The organism is Saccharibacillus sp. CPCC 101409, from assembly GCF_030518235.1.
In the GTDB taxonomy this organism is placed as follows: Bacteria; Bacillota; Bacilli; order Paenibacillales; family Paenibacillaceae; genus Saccharibacillus.
The window spans coordinates 410485-427773 of record NZ_JAULSA010000004.1 but is presented as its reverse complement, the minus strand read 5'-3'; the positions used below and the strand labels follow the sequence as shown (position 1 = coordinate 427773).

Here is a 17289-nt window from a genome sequence, read left to right as displayed (position 1 = left end):
TCGCTTATTCCGCCTGACTTGTTCTCGCCTGCGCTTTCCGATACCCCAGCGGCGTCGTGCCCGTCTTGCGCTTGAACAGCCGATGGAAAAATTTCAGGTCGGTATACCCTACGGCCGCCGCGACTTCCGGGATACTCAAATGCGAGGAAACCAGCAGGTCGCAGGCGGCTTCGACGCGCGTGTTTTGCAGAAAAGCGGAGAAGTTCATGCCGGTCTGCCGCACAAACAGCCGGCTGAACTGGCGCTCGCTGAGGCCGGCGCGCAGCGCCAGTTCCCGCAGCGTCAAAGGATCGGCGCAGCGGTCGCGGATATGCCGCACGGCGCTGTCGATCGAAGGCCGGGCGGGAGACATGTCCGCGGGTCCGGCCGATTCGGCGGAGTCCGCCGCGTCGCCCGTAAGCTGCCGGTGCAGCTCGATCAGCATGCGGACGACGAGTGCCGTCAGCACCGCTTCGCAGCCCGGTCTGCGCGCGGCGTATTCCCGGTGCAGTTCCTGGAACCAGCCGAGAAACCCGCCGGGATCGCGCAGCCGCAGCCAGGGACGTCCGGGTTCGCGGAAAAACCGCAGCAGCGCGGAAGCGTCCGGAAACAGATTTTCCAGCCGCAGCAGATACTCCGTTTTGAAAATGCAGTTGTACACGATCAGCTGCCGGTCGCGTCCGGGAGCCGCGGGACGGAACACATGCGAGACGCCGACCGGAATCACGAAAACGTCGCCGCGCGACACGTTCAGGCTTTCCTCCCCGATGTAATGCACGCCCGAGCCTTCGCTGACGTACGTAAGCTCGATAAAGTCGTGCGTATGCTCCAGCATCTCGAAGTTCTCCGCCGCGCGGTTCACGTAAAGCGGCAGCCTTCCTTCTTCGAAAAAGTCCATCCCCAGCAGACGGTTGACGCTGCGCTTCATGGTTACTCCTCCTTCCGGCCTGTGCCGTTTACCCGATCGTAACCTTCCCGGCCTCTCATGTCCAGATCGGCCTATTATTTTGTCCGAAACGCGACCTCCTTTTTCGCCCGGATTTCTTACAATGAAGAAGAAAATCATCACAAAACAGGAGGAAACCTTTTATGTCTTCGATCAAAGTTGTGCAGCCGCGCTGCGAATACCTGGATCGTCCGCTGGGACTGACCGTCCGCACGCCGCGCATCGGCTGGAAGCTTGAAGCGCCGCGCCGGAATGTCCGGCAGTCCGCGTACCGGATTCAAGTCTCGCGCGAGGACGGATCGTTTGCGCCGGAGAATCTGGTATGGGACAGCGGACAAGTGCGGTCGGATGAGAGTGTGCATGCGGAATACGCGGGAAAACCGCTGGAATCGGCGGTGCGTTATGTCTACCGGATCAAAGTTTGGGACGAGCGGGGCGAAGAGTCGGGGTGGAGTGAGAGCGCTTACTGGGAAACGGGGCTGCTCGACGCGGCCGACTGGCGGGGGCAGTGGATTACGCCATCGGCGCAAGCCGTAGACCCGCAGGCGCGGGAATCGTTCTATCTGCGCAGGGCGTTCGATTTGAACGGCCGCGGCATTCGCCGGGCGACGCTGCTTGCGACGGCGCTCGGTCTGTACGAGCTGGAGCTGGACGGCGAGCGCGTCGGCGACAGTTTGTTCACGCCGGGCTGGACGAGCTATCACCAGCGGCTCCAGGTGCAGGCTTACGACGTGACGGAGCGGCTGGCCGGCGGAGGGGAGCACGCAATCGGAGCGGCGCTTGCGGACGGCTGGTATATCGGCCGCTTCGCCTGGAAAGAGCGCGGCAAGCTGTACGGCGACCGGCGCGCGCTGCTGCTCCAGCTCCATGTGATCTACGACGACGGTAAGCAGGACGTCATCGTGTCGGACGACACGTGGCGGTCGTCCGCCGACGGGCCGATCCGCGTATCCAATTTGTACGACGGCGAGACGTACGATGCTTCGCTGGAGCTTGGCGATTGGAGCCGCGGAGGATTCGACGATTCCGCCTGGCATCCGGTCGAGATTCTGCCGGAGTCCAAAGACCGGCTGATCGGCGAGCAGAGCGAGCGGATCAAAGTGACGGAGAAGATCAAGCCGATATCCGTGATAACCACGCCGGCCGGGGAAACCGTGCTGGATATGGGGCAGAATATGGTGGGCCGGGTGCATGTTACAATCGAAGCGCCCGCCGGCACGACCGTGAAGCTGCATCATGCCGAGGTGCTGGACCAAGGCGGCAATTTCTATACCGGCAATCTGCGCACCGCGCGGCAGGAAACGGTCTACATCTGCAAAGGCGGAGGCGAAGAAAGTTTCCGGCCGTCGTTCTCGTTCCAGGGGTTCCGGTATGTGCGGCTGGAAGGCTTCCCGGGCCCGGTCGATCCCGGCCGCTTTACCGGCGAAGTCATCCATACGGATATGCAGCCGACCGGCTCGTTCGAGTGCTCGAATCCGCTGATCGACCAGCTCCAGCGCAATATTGTCTGGGGCCAGCGCGGCAACTTCCTGGATATTCCGACCGACTGCCCGCAGCGCGACGAACGGCTGGGCTGGACGGGCGACGCGCAGGTGTTTGCCCGCACGGCGTCGTTCAATTACGGCGTCGCGCCTTTTTTCACCAAGTGGCTCAAGGATCTGGCGGCCGACCAGCGGCCCGACGGCGGCGTTCCGTTCGTCATTCCGCACACGATGGAAGAAAACGCGCATTCCTCGGCGGCCTGGGGCGACGCGGCGACCATCGGGCCTTGGACGATCTATCTGTGCTACGGCGACAAACGGATTCTGGCGGAGCAGTACGACAGCATGAAAGGCTGGGTCGAGTACATTCGCGCCCAGGGGGACAATGAGCTGCTGTGGAACACCGGCTTTCATTACGGAGACTGGCTCGGGCTCGACGCCAAAGAAAACAGTTACGTCGGCGCGACCCCGACCGACCTGATCGCCACCGCTTTTTACGCTTACTCGACTTCGCTGCTGTCCAAGTCCGCCGCGGTGCTCGGTTACGAGGAAGACGCCGGTTATTACGCGGAGTTGCAGCGCAGGATCGCCGGCGCGTTTGCGGACGAGTTTATTACGCCGAACGGCCGTCTTGCTGGACACACCCAGACCTCGCACGTGCTGGTCTTGATGTTCGACCTGGCGGAAGGCGAGACGAAGCGGCGTCTGGCCGATACACTGGCCGGCTATATCCGCGAGCAGAAGATGCACCTGACCACCGGTTTCGTCGGAACGCCGTATCTGTGCCATGTGCTGTCGGAAAACGGTTATCACGATCTCGCGGTGCAGCTTGTGCAGCAGGAAGAATATCCATCGTGGCTGTATTCCGTGCGCCAGGGCGCGACCACGATCTGGGAGCACTGGGACGGCATCAAGCCGGACGGCTCGTTCTGGAGCGACGATATGAACTCGTACAACCACTACGCCTACGGCGCGATCGGGGACTGGCTGTACCGGGTGGTGACGGGCATCGATACGGATGAAAAGGCTCCCGGCTACAAGCGAATCAAACTGCGTCCGCGTCCGGATTCGGGCCTGGATTACGCGCGCGCTTCCTATGAATCGCTGTACGGCACGATTGCCAGCGGTTGGACCAAAAGCGAAAACGGAACGGTCGAGTACACCTTCGAGATTCCGGCGAATACGACGGCCGAGGTGCGGCTGCCGCTCGAAGAAGGACAGTCGGTACGTCCGGGCGACGAAGATTCCGGCGAACTGCCGGGCGCGGAAGTCGTTCACGGAGGCGGCGCGGCGGTATTCGAGCTGGGGTCGGGCCGGTACACGTTTACCGTGCAGGGCGGCTAGACAAGCGATTCAAAAAAGCGGAAGCTTTACGAAAAGACGGTTCCTTCACGCGAAGGAGCCGTCTTTTTTACGTATAAAAGGCAGGATACAAAAAGTGGAAGGCGAATTCATAAGCAGAGTGAAAGGAGAGTGGAGGAGTGCCGACGTATTTCACCATCGATTTTACATTCCATCCGCCCGGTCCGAATGGCCGAGTGGTAGATGAATTCTACGATCTTGTGTTCGCTTCTTACCCGTTTCAAATCGGTTATGGCCAGGAATGCGAGTACGATACGGCCGAAGAGATCGTAGCGTATAATCGACAGAATGCGGAAGACCTATTACATCCGAATGATAACGGATTTTCGGGCGGTACGAGGCAAATGCTTCTGCAATCGGATATATTCAAACACCTGAGATTGTATTGGTTCGACTACCTTGAGAAAGAGCTGCATGCTATCCTGCTGGTTCCCGAATATGAAATGATGGTCGACGAGGATGCTCCTTCGATCGCCGCGATGGAGTTTCGGGAAGAGCGCTTGACCCCATTGATCCGGCTCTGCGAGCGGATCTGGTCGGAACTGCCTGTCTATATGGTTCAGAGTAGCCTAGAGAATGGAGGTGCCGCTTCGCTGTCGCAGATTGCCGAAGGCTGCGCGCCGCAGGCCTGGCCGTTCGCTATCGTACCGGCCGACCTTGCGGATAAAGTTCGCGCCGTGAGTCCCGAAGTCGAATCGTCGCTTATGGCGAATAACGGCGTACTGCTGGTCGACCGGCGGATGTTCTGAACCCCGGCGCGCAATCCAATATGAGAAGGAGAGAATAAAATGAACATTCATTCAACCCCCAACGATTCATCCGCAGGAGCGGGACTGGAAGAACAAATCCGAAAGCTTGTCAGTCTGGGAATCGGGTTCAGCCTGCCCGAAGAAGAATTGATCGAGCAGCTGACGCGGCATTGGGAACGGGAGCTGTACGAAGAAGAACCTTACGTTCTGCTGCTCAACATCGCCGGACTCGAACAGTTCGAACGGGGCAGGGGTTTATATCGGTTGTCTCCGCAGATCTGGACGTTCGATATCGAATGCGTGGAGGAAGAAGACGTCTACGAACAAGCGGTCGAAACGATGGTCGCGATGACCGGCGGGAGAATCGAGATCGAAGAACTGTCCGGCAAAGTGGACTTCGATGCGGCGGGAACCGAGATCTCTTTTACGTTAAACGGCAAAAAGCACGAACTGTATGCCCGGCTGCAGGGCGACTGGTTCGATCTCGACATCCTGGGCGGAGCCGCTACGATCTTCCGCGGTCCGGATCTCCGTTTTCTCGAACGCCGGGTAGACCAGTCGGTTACGTTTGTGTGCTGCACGCCGGCAGCGCAGCTGGAGCTCAAGCAGCTGACGAACGGCGCGTTTGAAGAACCGATTTAGCAGGAATCACCGGAAACCAAAGTGCGAGGCATACATTTCGCCGGGAAAGGCGGGGATGGCATGGAGGATCGTATTCAGCGCATTCTCGATTTTTTGTTTGTCGGAGCAGCGGTCGAAGGCATAAGGTTTGGCGCGGGGCCTCAGCTTCTTCTTTCCGATTCGTATGAGGCGGCCGGCCGTATATCGGGACAAATTTATATCAACCTGTCTTCCGGCTGGCGCGTGTTCGATACGATGCCCGGCAGCTTCCCGGAAAGCGAGCCTGAACGTTTCCATACAAGCCGGGAAGAAGAATGGCTGGCGTTGATCGGACTCCGATATAAAGTAATCGAACGCGCTTTTATTTCGACCGGGCCGACCGGCCTGGTGCTGGTGTTTGAAGACGGGAACGTTTTCTATATGTACGGAGGCGATCCGAAGTACGAAAGCTGGACCGCCGGTGTGGCTTATTCGCCTCCCGGCGAACACTGGGAATTGATCTGCATGCCCGGCGGAGAAATCCACGAAATGGCGCCGGATTGGTATAAAGAGTGGAGGGATTGAATTGGGTTATATTTCGGATCTGCGCAAGCTGGTCGGCACAAGGCCGCTGATTATGGCGGGAGCGTGCGTGATCGCGGAGCGGGAAGGCGGCATTCTGCTGCAAAAAAGAACCGATAACGGCCGCTGGGGCCTTCCCGGCGGAGCGCTGGAACCGGGCGAGAGCATGGAAGAAGTCGCGCGGCGCGAGCTGAGAGAAGAGACCGGACTCGAAGCCGGGGCGCTTGAGCTGATCGGCGTTTTCTCGGGCGAAGAATTGTATTACCGCTATCCGCACGGCGACGAGGTGTATAACGTCATCGCGGCGTACCGCTGCGGAGAGTTTCAAGGCGAACCGGCTCCGGATGGAGAAGAAACCGAACAGCTGCAATTTTTCCTGCCGGATACGCTGCCCGATGAATTGAATCCGGCCGACCGTCCGGCGCTTCGAGCGTATCTGGCGGCCCGGGGCTTCACGGAGATTAGGGTTTAAGGCCGGTCGGCATAGAGTCAAAAAAATTCGCATACGAAGAAGGAGGGGCTGAGCATGGAACTGCTTGTTCTGATCGGACTGCTTCTGCTTGGAGCGCTGCTGGTTATCTTTACGCCGCAGTTTATGGGCGCGGTCGTTCTGCTGGTCGTCATCTTTGCAGTCAGCATTCTCAACTATCGCCGGACGCGCGAGCTGCACGCCGGCATGCAGGAGATTCGCAGGCATATGGGGCTGATGCGCGAGCGGGAAGCCGAGAAATACGATCTGGACCGCGAACTCAACCGGGTTAATGCGCTGAACGACGCGGAACGCGAAGCGATCGACGGGAAAACGGAAATTCAACTCTGGCAGCAAAACCGGCCGAACGGCGAATAGGAGGGACGTATGAAGCTTTATACCGATAAACGCATTCAGATTACGCTGATGATTCTGTATCCGCTGATACTGGGCACGGTTTTTGTTTGGGTACAGCCGGCGTTTTGGGCACTGGCGGTCGTTACGATGCTGGTTTACTGCGGGCTGTGGAAAAATCTTCTGTACATGCTGGGATCGAATCTTCTGCTGCTGGCCGCTTCGCTGCTGCTCTGGGCGATTCCGGCGGATTATATGCAGATGGGCAGCGTGGACAAAACCCGGGATTGGCTTCCGTTTGTTTATATCCTGTATACGTTGTTCGCGATTGTGCCTCCGCTGATTCTGGTGCCCGTGCGTAATCTGCTGCTGCGCAAAGAACGACGGCGGGCTTCTTGAACGACGTAGGGAACGCCGCATAATAAGGAGAACGGAATATGGTTTACGATTATCAAGGCTTTATCGGCCGGGCCGATGTACTGAGCGCCGCAGGCGCCCGATATAAGAACGTCAAACTGATCCGGCTGACGGGCGACCTGGCTACGATTCCGCTGACCGAGGAGCTTCAAGGCGAGATCAATGCCGGGGAAGGACGCTTCGTCGCGGACAGCGATTTTCTGACCGAGCAGATCGAAGCGGCGGGCCGCTCCCTGTCTGCGAACGGAACGGTCGCTTACGCGGAAGCCGAATATTTCGGCGGCTGGGGCGACCAGACCTGCCGGGTATGGGACAGAGGAATCGAACTGCTGGCCGAAGACCGCCGGGACGGCGCGATCAATCATGCGCTGCAAAAGCTCGGCGTAACGCGCGCGGAAGGTAAAGACGAATTCGACACCGTCGGCATGGGCCGGCATCGGCAGGTGCGCTGCTGGGCGGACGATACGGAGCATGAGATTGTTCCGCCTCAGCGCAGCGAATTTCGACGGAAGCAGGAGCCGTAAGCGGGAGGATAAGCGTATGAAAGAAAAATGGAAATATATCAGCGACTTCGCGCGGGACGAAGAGTTTGCGCGGATCGATTTTCACGATGCCGTCGTCAACGGATATTCGCTGCCCGAAGACCGGCTGATTCTGCATATCGAAGCGGTCAATATCCTGGCGGAGCACAGCCTGAATCCGTATCCGGTCGCCAAAAGGGTGGACGACGGATCGCTGGAGTTTGCCAATGTGCGCCATTTTCATGCCGATCTCTACGAAGGCAAAGACAAACGCGCCATCCAATCGTACGATATTCTGACCGATCTGGAGATTCTGGAACTGCGTTTTTCTTCTCCCGGCGAGTTTGCGATCTTCGGCATAACCGACCGGAATGCCTATGACGGAAACTACTGCGAGATCGCGATTACGGCAGGCGGCGCATGGTTCAAATGGATGTCGTTTGCGGACGATGCCTGGTTTGTGGGATAGCATCGGCCCAACGGAAAAGGGACAAAAACGGCTTTAAAAAGAAAACGATGCTCAATCGTGCTTGAAATAACGACGACTCCAAAGCCGCCGTAACGGGAGCTTGAACAACCGATGCTGAATTACTTAATTATTGTTTTTATCCTGACCCTGATTATCCATACGGCCGAAACGCTGTCGTACTCGCTGCGCTACGCGGGCGTGCGGATCGGTAAGATTGCGGTTGCGCTGTCGCTGGCGGGCATTCTGGTACTCGTCTCGCGGACTGCGAATATGATCCAGGCACCGCTGACCGCGAAGCTGACCGACTATGCCAAAATAAACGCTTCCTTCGACCTGCTGGGCAATATGCGGATCATCCTGCTCGCCGCATCGCTGGGGACGCTGATCGCCATGCTGCTGTTTCCGACGTTCGTGCTGCTGTGGGGCCGCGTAATCGCCAAGCTGGAAGTCGCCGGTTCGCTGCCTAAACTCGTGACGAGCGTAACGGTCGGACAGCTGCGCAATACGCGCCATTATATCCGAAAACCGTCGCTGAAGCTGAGTGAGTTTCGCATTCTGGGCATCTCCAAGCGGTTTATCGCAATCAACGTGATTGTCACTGCCGTGTATACGGTAGGGGTGTTGTCTGCGCTGTACGCCTCGCACCTTATTCCCGAGCTTGCCACGACCGCTTCGCAATCGTCCGGTCTGATCAACGGGGTCGCAACCATTCTGCTGACCGTGTTTATCGATCCCCAGATTGGACTCATTACGGACAAAGCGCTGAACGACGAAACGTACCGCGACCGCCTGGGCAAAATTTACGTGCTGCTGATGGCGTCGCGTCTGGCGGGGACTCTGCTGGCGCAGCTCCTGCTGCTGCCGGCGGCTTATTTTATCGTGTTTATGATTAAGTTGATTTAGAAGGAAAACGGCATTTAAAAAGGAGGCTTACCCCATGCCCTGGCCCATGGTCCATTTCGCCGTCGAGGCGACACGATGATCTTATTTGACCAACGCGGCATCGCCCTAAGAACGCTCGAACCCGGCGACGAAAGGCTGCTGCTCAAGTGGCTGACCGACCCGCTTGTGCTGGAATGGTACGGCGGCCGCGATCAACCTTACGATTCCGAGCGCGTGCGCGAAGACTTTTACGATGAAGATTCCGGCGAAGAAGTGCGCGGCATCGTGCTGCATGAAGGCCGGCCGATCGGCTATATGCAGTTCTATCCGCTGGAAGACGAGGAACGTGGGGAATACGGCTATAGCGGCGATCCGTCCGTTATCTACGGAATGGATCAGTTTATTGGCGAACCGGACTGCCGGGACCGGGGCATCGGCTCTCGGCTGATCGCGGAAGCGGCGAATTATCTGTTTACGGAGAAGCGGGCGGACAAGCTCGTGATGGACCCGCAGGTCCGAAACGAGCGGGCGCTGCGCGTCTACGAGAAAAACGGCTTTGTCCGCGTCAAGCGTCTGGAGAGCCGCGAGCTGCACGAAGGCGTATACGAAGACTGCTGGCTGATCGAGAAAAAGCGTCCGGAGTAAGCATCGCCGCAGGCCGCACGAAACGCCCGCTCCAAACCGACGAATAGAGCAAAAAGAACCATGTCCCTTTTTTTCGGCGGGCATGGTTCTTTGCATAAAGATCGGTTAAATCTGCTCAAGGACATTCAAGCAAGCATTACGAAGGATTCGGCACGAAAGCTCCGCCCCGGCAGTGCTTCAGATGATTCAGCGCATACACCTGGCCGGTCATCTCCAGCTCGCCGCGGTACACGGGATCGTGATAGCCTTCGATATCGATGCTGCCTTTGTAGCCCGCCTGGCGCAGAATCGTAATCACGTCGGTCCAGTTGCAGTCCCCGAAGCCCGGCGTGCGCTCGAAGTAGAACGGATGCGGACTGTGGATGCCGTGCTCGCGGATCACGTCCCAGGCGATCGTAGCGTCTTTGCCGTGCACATGGTAGATCTTGTCCGTCCATTTGCGCAGCTGAGCGATCGGGTCCATCAGGTTGATCATCTGGTGGCACGGTTCCCATTCCAGCCCGATATTGTCGGCCGGCAGCGCGTTGAACATCATCTCCCAGGCCGAAGGATTGTGCGCGATGTTGTAATCTCCGGTCTTCCACGTGCCATCCATCGGGCAGTTCTCGAATACGATTCGCGTACCGTTTGCCTCGGCCCGTTTGGACAGTTCGCCGAAGACTTCGGTGTATCTGGGCATGGAAGCCGGAATCGGCTCGCCGGGAATGCGTCCGGTAAAGCCGGATACGAGATTCGTTCCGAACAGCGGAGCCGCGTCGATCAGGCGCTTCCAGCTGTCGATCATGTCGGCATGGTCGCCGGTGTTGGTCAGCGCGTTGCCGAACACCCCGAGACCGGATACGACAAATTGGTGCTCTTCGGCCAGTTCCCCGATTTGTTTGGCGAATTCCGCAAGGTCGGTTCCGCGGGTCGTCTGCCAGAACGTCAGTTGAAACGACTCGAATCCGTGCCTGGCGATCTGGGGAATGATGCGTAGGGCGTCCACGGCTTCGACAAGTGCTCCGATCTTGATCTCGTGCTGCATGATTTTCACTCCTGACCTGAATATAATAAAGGAATAAGGTCAGTATAGAGTCGGCATGCGCCCGAATCTTTAACCATATTGCGGATAACCAGTCCAATCTTGAGGAGTTGTAGCAAACGATGAGCACAGCATACTTGGAGCAGCTGCGGGAAAAAGCGGGCATGCTTGAGAAAAGTTATCCGTTTCGCGTCTGCATCATCGGCAATCAGAGGGCGACGCTGGGTCAACGAATCGTCAGCCTGCACTGGCACGAGCATTTCGAGATTCTGGTGATGCACGAAGGGACGGCGGTTTTTCAGATCGACAACGAAGCGTACCATGCGGGCCCGGGAGACATGCTGCTGATTCCGCCGGGGAAGCTGCACGCGGGTTACAGCACCTGCGACGGCGATATCCGGCACAGCGCGATCGTATTCAGCGGGGCGCTGTTCCACGATTGGATGAACGACCCGCTGCATGTCAAAATGCTGGCTCCGTATCTGGAAGGACGCGTGCGGCTGCCGGAGCATCCGAATGCCGATACGATCGCCGAGACCTGTCTGCCGCTGTTCCACCAGATTCTGAGCGAGTACTGCGCGCAGCGCCCCGGCTACCAGCTGGTGATCAAAATGCAGCTGTACCAGCTGTTCGTCCAGCTTGCGCGCCTCTTCCCGGAGGAGCGGGAAAGCCGGGCGCAGCTCGAACGCCGCGATTTCAACCGCGAGCGCTTTCAGCCTCTGCTTCAGCGGCTGGAGCAGCGTTACGCGGAACCGATCACCGTCGCCGAAGCCGCGCAGATGGTCAATTTGAACCCGTACCATTTCTGCAAAACGTTTAAGCAGCTCACCGGCCGCACCTTCGTCGAGTATCTGAACGTCTGCCGGATGAACGAAGCGGAGCGCCTGCTGGAGCAGGGCGGCCTGACCGTCACCGAAGTCTCGGAACGCGTGGGTTGCGGCGATCCGAGCTACTTTGCCCGGCTGTTCCGGCAGCATAAAGGCAAGACGCCTTCGCAGGCGGGAAGAAGGGAAGTGTAAGCACGCCAAAGAACCGCCAGGTCTCCAGCGGTTCTTTTTTATCCGAGGTTTGAATTTTGCTACCTATTCGCCCCGCTCCCATTCCGCCCGAAGCGTGCGCGCGATCGTCTCCGCCAGTTCTTCGGGTTCCCGCGTATCGACGTTGACGACGTGATGGCCGCTTTCGTACACCGGGCGGCGGCTGTTGAACAGCTGCTCGACTTCTTCGACCGACTTGCTTTGCAGCAGCGGACGGGTATCGATCAGCAGCTCGAAGCGGCGCAGCCACGCGTCCCAGCTCAGATCGAGATACACGACCCGGCTGCTGCCGAGGCATGCCTCGCGGATCTCTTCCTGCATAAACGACCCGCCGCCGAGCGAGATCACTTTATTGCGCTGCCCGCCGCACAGGCCGACGATGTACTCTTTTTCGATCTGCCGAAAAGCCGGCTCGCCCAGCGATTGGAAAATCTCCGTCACCGGCATCCCGTGCGCCTGCTCGATCGCCTGGTCGGCGTCGATAAACTCGCGCTCCAGCTTCTGCGCCAGCAGCTGTCCGACCGTCGTTTTCCCCGCGCCCATAAATCCGATCAGCACGATATTTTTCTCCCGAAGAGGAATATGCGTATTCACGTCAAGCATCACCCTGCCCCTTTGCCGCTTTAAATTCCGAAACTCAGATTTCTTCTATTATAGAGAAACGGATCGAAGGGAGCAACCGTTTATCAGAAGAAGCGTATAACAACGAAAGCCGCAAAGGAGTCGTCTTATGAACGGTAATCCCCCGAACGTGCCGGAAGAACAGGATTGGCGCGGAGAACTGGAAGAAGCTTCGGAACGTCTGTGGTCCACCTGGGAAACAAACGATTTGTCCGTCGCAGAACTGGACGCGCTGGAAGCGCGGTTCCGGCAGCTCGCCGAGCAGACCGGGGACGCGCGGTGCTTGTGGTTGGTCTCGGAGCTTCAGGTGTACCGGATGAACGCGGCCAAGCGGATTGGCGAAAAAGCGGCGCTGCAAGGACTACAACTCGATCCGGGGCAGATCGGACTGCACGACAATTATGCTGTGTGCGCAGGCGGCCTGCTCCCGGATTTTCAGAAAACGAATAACCGTCGGCTGATCGATTATTATGTCGAGTTTATCGGGCGGCATCCCGAGCTGCTGATCGCGCGCCGCATCCTGATCGAGCACCTGATTGCCGATTACCGGTTCGACGAAGCACAGACGCAGATCGGGCAGGCCGGTGTGTTTGCGGGCGAGCGGAGCTATGTGCTGGATTTTTACGCCGGCGAGATTCTGTATCGAAAAGGGGAGCGTACGGAAGCGGAGCGGCGCTGGGCGCAGGCGTGCCGGACGTACCCGGACAGCGCGGCCTGCTTCTACCTGCTGGCGGAACAGTACGCGAAGTTCGCCCGGTACGAAGAAGCGGAGGAAGCGTACGAGCGCTCTTTCGCGATGCAGACGGCGCCGCGCAGGATCGACGCTTTGACCTCGCTGCTGCATATCCATGAGATTCGCCGGGACGATGCCGCCCTGCTCCATACGCTGGACCGGATTCTGGAAGTGTTTGCGGTGGATCACGGCGAAACGGAAGGTCCTTATATCGAACCGTATTTGCGGCAAAAAGAACGATTGAGCGAAAGCCGGCGGATCGGATGAAACTTTGAGTTGAAGCAAGCGGAGGAAACGGAGAAGCTCTAGAGCCGCCGAATATAGCAAAAAGAGTTTTGCCGGCTTCTCGGTTGGGAGCGGCAAAACTCTTTTTTTAAATCCACATTCCGGTTCGCATTGCGATTCACGCCCCGGCCGCCAGCAGCGCCAGCGACACGATCGTCAGCAGCGCGCCGCCGCCGAGAAACACAAATTTCAAGCCGCGCAGCACGGAGCGTTTCCACTCGGTATGGATCGGGTCGCGGCTCAGGCGCTCGTTCTCCCGCTGAAGAAAGCGCGACTGCCGGACGAACGCCTGGCCGAGACCGGAGAAGCCGCGCAGGAAAACGGCGAGAAATCCGCTTTGCAGCACATGGAACAGCGCTCCGGCCGTCAATCCGATCAAGCCGTACAGGAACAGCTGGTTGGCCGCTTCCACGGCGTTCGTCCCGTTCATCTTACTGCTCCGTCCGAACGGCGAAGCGCAGATCCGGATTCGAGCGGGTATCGAACACGATGCCCTTGATCTTCGGACTGATCAGCGCGGTGTCCGCGGAGAACTGGATCGGGATGATCGGCAGCTCGTCCATGAGGATGGCTTCGGCCTGGTGCAGTTCTTCGAAGCGTTTGGCCGGGTCCAACTCGTACGTCGACGTTTCGATCAGCTTGTCGTAGTCGGCGTTTTTCCAATTGGTGAAGTTATTCGAGTTGGCGCTGGTATAGTGCGCGAGCACGCCGAGCGGATCGAGGAAGTTGCCTTCCCAGCCCATGCGCGCCGCCTGGAAGTTTTTCTGCTTGAACGTATCGATATACGTTTTCCATTCCTGGTTCTCCAGCCGCACTTCGATGCCCAGATTGGTCTTGAGCAGTTCCTGGATCGCTTCGGCGACTTTCTTGTGCTTGTCCGACGTGTTGTACTTGAACGTCACCGGAGGCAGCGAGGTCAGTCCTTCTTCTTTCAAGCCTTCGGCCAGCAGCTCTTTGGCTTTGTCCGGGTTGAACTCGTAGTATTTCTCCGGCGCTTCGTCGCGGAAGTCTTTGCCCGACGGAGCGGTGATGCCGTAAGGGACGTAGCCGTAAGCCGGCGTTTCGCCGCCTTTGGTTACGTTGGTCGCCAGTACTTCGCGGTCGATCGCGTAAGCGATGGCCTGGCGGATCTTTTTGTTGGTAAAAGGTTTCTCCTCGACGTTGAACGAGTACGTGTACACCGAGAACGACGGGTGCGACAGGAATTCCGGACTGCTTTTCTCCTGATCCAGCGTATCGACCGGCAGGCTTAGAATCATATCGAGATCGCCCGTTTTGTACATTTGATAATACGTCGTCGCGTCCTGGACCATCTTGAAGTTGATTGTCGCCATCGTAATCGCGTCTTTGTCCCAGTATTGATCGTTCTTGGTCAGGCTGATTTCTTCGTTATGCTTCCAGTCTTTCGCGACGTAAGGTCCGTTGCCGACGATCGTCGACGCTTCCGCGGCCCACTTCTCGTCGCCTTCCACGACCGACTGCTGTACCGGCAGGTAAGGCGTGCCCACGGCGATCGTCGGGAAAAAACCGAGCGGAGACTTGAGCTGCACAACCAGCGTTTGGTCGTCTTTGGCGGTGATGCCCACGTCTTCGGCTTTGCCTTTGCCGGTGTTGTATTCTTCCGCGCCCTTGATGTAGTAGAGCGAAGAAGGGTCGTAAGCGGCGGTCTCCGGATTCAGCACCCGTTTCCATGAATATTCGAAGTCTTTGGCCGTGACCGGCTCGCCGTTGGACCACTTGGCGTTGTCGCGGATCGTAAACGTGTAAGTCGCTCCGTCTTCGGAAACGTCCACTTTGCTGGCCGCGCCTTCGACGATCTTGCCGGCTTTATCGTACGTGTACAGTCCTTCGTACAGATTGCCGATCACAAAATACGACGTGGTGTCCGACGCGAACGCCGGATCGAGCGTATACGGTTCGCCGCCCGCCAGGTTGGTCGTGATGACCTGTTCGACGTCGGCCGGCGCTTCTTCCGGCGCGGCCTCCGCGGCGGTGTTGGTCTTGGTAGAAGCCGGTTCCCCGGTCGCCGCCGTATTTGCGCCGCCGGAGCATCCGGCCAGCACGACCAGGATAAGCAGCAGCAAAACGGACAACCCCTGAATCTTTTTCTTCATTGCATGATTCCTCCCCTAATTGGTATGGTGCGACAGTTTGTATGGAGTTCTATATTTAGGCCTTCGAATGCGGATCGAGCGCATCCTGAAGGCCGTCGCCCAGCGTATTGAAAGACAGCATGGTCAGCGAGATCATCAGGCCGGGGAAAAAGAGTCTCCACCACTGCCCGCTCAGGATGACGCCGAGCGAGTCGTTGGCCATCGTGCCCCAGCTTGCGGAAGGGGACTGGATGCCCAGCCCGAGAAAGCTGAGGAACGATTCCGCGAAGATCGCAGCCGGAATCGAGAACGTCAGGTTGACGATGATGATCGCCGTCGCGTTCGGCAGCAGATGCTTGAACACGATGCGGCGGTGATCCGCGCCCAGGCTGCGGGCGGCGGTCACGTATTCGTTTTGCTTGAGCTGGAGAATCTGGCCGCGCACGATGCGGGCCATCCCGACCCAGCCGGTGATGGACAGGGCGACGATCATCGTCAAGAGCCCCGGCTTCATCACGACCAGCAGAAGGATGATGACCAGCAGATACGGAATGCTGTACAGGACTTCGATCAGGCGCATCAGCGCGCTGTCGATCCGGTCCCCGGTCCGGCCGCGTCCGGCGCAGTAGCCGGCGACGCTGCCGATCAGCACGCCCAGCACGAGGTCGATCGCCGCGGCCGAGAAGCCGATCAGCAGCGAGATGCGCGCGCCGGCCCAGGTACGGGCCCAGACGTCGCGCCCCAGATCGTCGGTGCCGAACCAGTGCTCCGCCGACGGCGGAAGATTGGTCTTGAGCAGCGACTGGTCGCTCGGCGCGTAAGGCACCAGATGCGGGCCGGCGGCGGCGAGTCCCAGGATAATCAGCAGCAGCGCCAGTCCCAGCACGGCGAGTTTGTTTTTGAACAGCTTATGTAGACGGATGCGCCAGTACGATTCGGACGGACGCCCGATGGCCGCGGCGGGCATCTCTTCGCGGGACACGGGCTGAAAAAGGTGTTTTTGTTCGGGCGGGAAAGCGGTCTTCATCTCATTCTCCTTTACTGGACAGTTTGATTCGCGGATCGACCAGCCGGTAGGATATGTCGATCAGGAACAGCGTTACGACCAGGATGACGCTGTAGAAAATAGTCGTGCCCAGGATCACGGGATAATCGCGGTTGAAGATGCTGTCCACGAAATATTTGCCGATGCCGGGAATCGCGAAGATCTTCTCGACGACGAACGTGCCGGTAATGACCGAAGCGAACAGCGGCCCGATAAACGACACGACCGGGATCAGCGCGTTGCGCAGACCGTGACGGATCGTTACCGCGCGCCCCGACAATCCTTTGGCTTTCGCCATGCGGATATAGTCCTGGTGCAGCACTTCCAGCATGCTGGTGCGCATGAAGCGGGCGATAACCGCAAGCGGCGACACGGCCAGCGCGATCGACGGGAGCAGCGTGTGTTTCCACGTGCCCCAGGAGGCGACGGGCAGCAGATGCCATTTGACGGCCAGGTACTTGATCAGCAGAGGCGCCAGGATAAAGCTCGGAATCGACACGCCCAGAATCGCGATAAACATCGAAATATAATCCAGTGGTCGATTATGGCGCAGAGCGGCCACCGTCCCGAGCGAGATCCCGGCGACCAGCGCGATAACGAGCGATTGAATGCCGAGTATCGCCGACGGGCCGAAGCCGCGCGCGATCAAGGTGTTTACGTCCGTCGTTTTGGATTGGATCGAAGGCCCCAGGTCGAGCATCAGCAGGTTCTTCAGGTACAGCGCGTACTGGACTGCGTAAGGCTTGTCCAGATTGTAGCGGGCCCGCATATTCTCCAGCACGGCCGGCGGGATCGTTTTCGAATCGTTGGAGAAAGGATCTCCCGGAATCGCGTGCATGATAATAAACGTCAGCGTGACAATGATCCAGAGCGTCAGCAGCATAAGAAAAAGGCGTTTCACAATATACATCCGGCAAAATCTCCTATCCGTATCCAAACGTTAAAAATTTAAAGGGATAAAGCAGCGATGCGATAATTCGTTAATTCCAATAATGTTA

20 protein-coding genes are annotated in these 17289 nt (G+C 58.3%); 13 read left to right on the top strand and 7 right to left on the bottom strand.

Features of this window, described 5'->3' with window-relative positions; all coding sequences use genetic code 11:
- Positions 1–4: 4 nt before the first annotated feature.
- Complete coding sequence (locus QWJ34_RS12195; RefSeq protein ID WP_302728062.1) at positions 5–907, bottom strand: helix-turn-helix domain-containing protein; 903 nt, start codon at positions 905–907, stop codon at positions 5–7.
- A 161-nt stretch (positions 908–1068) separates the two neighbouring features.
- On the opposite strand from QWJ34_RS12195, the gene QWJ34_RS12190 reads away from it, so the two are divergent.
- The 11 genes from QWJ34_RS12190 to QWJ34_RS12140 all read left to right on the top strand — a co-directional run bounded on the left by QWJ34_RS12190 (position 1069) and on the right by QWJ34_RS12140 (position 9456).
- A complete protein-coding gene (locus QWJ34_RS12190; RefSeq protein ID WP_302728060.1) occupies positions 1069–3750 on the top strand; it encodes a glycoside hydrolase family 78 protein in 2682 nt (893 codons plus the stop codon).
- A gap of 362 nt (positions 3751–4112) precedes the next feature.
- On the top strand, positions 4113–4517 hold the full coding sequence (locus QWJ34_RS12185) for a hypothetical protein (RefSeq protein ID WP_302728058.1): 405 nt from the start codon (positions 4113–4115) through the stop codon (positions 4515–4517).
- A gap of 39 nt (positions 4518–4556) precedes the next feature.
- On the top strand, positions 4557–5159 hold the full coding sequence (locus tag QWJ34_RS12180) for a hypothetical protein (RefSeq protein ID WP_302728056.1): 603 nt from the start codon (positions 4557–4559) through the stop codon (positions 5157–5159).
- A gap of 60 nt (positions 5160–5219) precedes the next feature.
- Positions 5220–5702 carry a hypothetical protein gene (locus QWJ34_RS12175; RefSeq protein ID WP_302728055.1) on the top strand — a complete coding sequence of 161 codons (483 nt, stop codon included), beginning with the start codon at positions 5220–5222 and terminating at the stop codon, positions 5700–5702.
- Between the two features lies 1 nt (position 5703).
- A complete protein-coding gene (locus QWJ34_RS12170; protein ID WP_302728053.1) occupies positions 5704–6171 on the top strand; it encodes an NUDIX hydrolase in 468 nt (155 codons plus the stop codon).
- A 54-nt stretch (positions 6172–6225) separates the two neighbouring features.
- A complete protein-coding gene (locus QWJ34_RS12165) occupies positions 6226–6546 on the top strand; it encodes a hypothetical protein (protein ID WP_302728052.1) in 321 nt (106 codons plus the stop codon).
- 9 nt (positions 6547–6555) lie between these two features.
- Positions 6556–6921 carry a hypothetical protein gene (locus tag QWJ34_RS12160; RefSeq protein ID WP_302728051.1) on the top strand — a complete coding sequence of 122 codons (366 nt, stop codon included), beginning with the start codon at positions 6556–6558 and terminating at the stop codon, positions 6919–6921.
- A gap of 38 nt (positions 6922–6959) precedes the next feature.
- Complete coding sequence (locus QWJ34_RS12155) at positions 6960–7463, top strand: hypothetical protein (protein WP_302728049.1); 504 nt, start codon at positions 6960–6962, stop codon at positions 7461–7463.
- Between the two features lie 16 nt (positions 7464–7479).
- The gene (locus tag QWJ34_RS12150; protein ID WP_302728047.1) at positions 7480–7929 is read left to right on the top strand and encodes a hypothetical protein; all 450 of its coding nucleotides are present in this window, start codon (positions 7480–7482) and stop codon (positions 7927–7929) included.
- Positions 7930–8040: 111 nt separating this feature from the next.
- Positions 8041–8832 carry a lipid II flippase family protein gene (locus QWJ34_RS12145; RefSeq protein WP_302728046.1) on the top strand — a complete coding sequence of 264 codons (792 nt, stop codon included), beginning with the start codon at positions 8041–8043 and terminating at the stop codon, positions 8830–8832.
- Positions 8833–8907: 75 nt separating this feature from the next.
- Positions 8908–9456: a GNAT family N-acetyltransferase gene (locus QWJ34_RS12140; RefSeq protein ID WP_302728045.1), complete on the top strand. Its 549-nt coding sequence runs from the start codon at positions 8908–8910 to the stop codon at positions 9454–9456.
- A 136-nt stretch (positions 9457–9592) separates the two neighbouring features.
- Here the strand turns inward: QWJ34_RS12140 and QWJ34_RS12135 are convergent, their stop codons facing one another.
- A complete protein-coding gene (locus QWJ34_RS12135) occupies positions 9593–10480 on the bottom strand; it encodes a sugar phosphate isomerase/epimerase family protein (RefSeq protein WP_302728044.1) in 888 nt (295 codons plus the stop codon).
- A 119-nt stretch (positions 10481–10599) separates the two neighbouring features.
- Here QWJ34_RS12135 and QWJ34_RS12130 point away from each other — a divergent pair, with 119 nt between their 5' ends.
- Positions 10600–11496, top strand: coding sequence for a helix-turn-helix transcriptional regulator (locus tag QWJ34_RS12130; protein ID WP_302728042.1), 897 nt, complete (start codon positions 10600–10602; stop codon positions 11494–11496).
- A 63-nt stretch (positions 11497–11559) separates the two neighbouring features.
- Here the strand turns inward: QWJ34_RS12130 and QWJ34_RS12125 are convergent, their stop codons facing one another.
- On the bottom strand, positions 11560–12117 hold the full coding sequence (locus QWJ34_RS12125; RefSeq protein WP_302728040.1) for a shikimate kinase: 558 nt from the start codon (positions 12115–12117) through the stop codon (positions 11560–11562).
- A gap of 127 nt (positions 12118–12244) precedes the next feature.
- Between QWJ34_RS12125 and QWJ34_RS12120 the strand changes: the two genes are divergently transcribed.
- Positions 12245–13135, top strand: coding sequence for a tetratricopeptide repeat protein (locus QWJ34_RS12120; RefSeq protein WP_302728039.1), 891 nt, complete (start codon positions 12245–12247; stop codon positions 13133–13135).
- A gap of 136 nt (positions 13136–13271) precedes the next feature.
- Here QWJ34_RS12120 and QWJ34_RS12115 read toward each other — a convergent pair whose 3' ends face one another.
- The 4 genes from QWJ34_RS12115 to QWJ34_RS12100 are packed head-to-tail and all read right to left on the bottom strand — an operon-like array spanning position 13272 to position 17201.
- Positions 13272–13583: a DUF3899 domain-containing protein gene (locus QWJ34_RS12115; RefSeq protein ID WP_302728038.1), complete on the bottom strand. Its 312-nt coding sequence runs from the start codon at positions 13581–13583 to the stop codon at positions 13272–13274.
- 1 nt (position 13584) lies between these two features.
- Positions 13585–15267, bottom strand: a complete 1683-nt coding sequence (locus QWJ34_RS12110) for a peptide ABC transporter substrate-binding protein (protein ID WP_302728037.1) — start codon at positions 15265–15267, stop codon at positions 13585–13587.
- A gap of 55 nt (positions 15268–15322) precedes the next feature.
- Positions 15323–16273 carry an ABC transporter permease gene (locus tag QWJ34_RS12105; RefSeq protein ID WP_302728035.1) on the bottom strand — a complete coding sequence of 317 codons (951 nt, stop codon included), beginning with the start codon at positions 16271–16273 and terminating at the stop codon, positions 15323–15325.
- Position 16274: 1 nt separating this feature from the next.
- Positions 16275–17201: an ABC transporter permease gene (locus QWJ34_RS12100; protein WP_302728034.1), complete on the bottom strand. Its 927-nt coding sequence runs from the start codon at positions 17199–17201 to the stop codon at positions 16275–16277.
- Positions 17202–17289 lie beyond the last annotated feature (88 nt).